Below are 681 nucleotides of genomic sequence, written 5' to 3'. Positions count from 1 at the left end.
CGTCTCGGAATAGCCTCGACATTTCCGTGACTTAGCAGGGTTCAGCATGTAATGTAGGCCCAAGAGACGTAGCTTTTGACGCGATTTCGGGACGTTTCGCGCCCCCGTCTCTTTTGCGCCTCCGCGCGTCCCCTTTTTTGCAGGAATGATGGTCGTTGCATCTTTGTGGATGCAGCGCTGACGGGGTTTGCGTCAGAAGCCGAGCTGAGTCCGCTGCTCGTTCCAGCCAAACGACAGGTCCTCGAAGCGAGACAGCATTCGTGCAGTGAGGTGCGGTGGCTGCCGGCCGGAGAAGATGTCGTCGACGATCGACGGAGCGAGGAAGGCCAGGCGCAGCACCCTGCGAGCATCGGATCTGTCCATGCCGAACGAATTGGCGAGCTCGCCGATGCTCTGTGCCGATCCATCGGTGAGTCTTTTTAACAAGCGATTCGCAGTGACGATGAGATAGATCAGCTTCTGATCCGGCTCTCGGCTATTGGAGCCTGGCAGCACGATCCGTGCCTCATTGCCGCGTCGCCGGACAGTGATGGGGATAGCCTCAGATGTTTGCTCGGTCGAGTTGCTTCGCAAAGCATCGGGTACCGCATTGTCTCCGGGCAATAATGTATCGATCATCGCCGCGGCATCGATCTGGAAGATAATGGCCTCCGATGTCAGGGTGATCTTCGGGAACACTCG

Annotated in this window: 1 pseudogene; it reads right to left on the bottom strand. The window is 57.7% G+C overall.

The features are described from left to right. Positions 1–192: 192 nt before the first annotated feature. Positions 193–681 (bottom strand): annotated as a pseudogene (locus tag ACH196_RS38145) (recombinase family protein); the annotation flags it as partial.

The organism is Mesorhizobium sp. IMUNJ 23232 (assembly GCF_044326205.1).
GTDB lineage: Bacteria > Pseudomonadota > Alphaproteobacteria > Rhizobiales > Rhizobiaceae > Kumtagia.
This window is presented reverse-complemented; position numbering and strand designations above follow the sequence as displayed.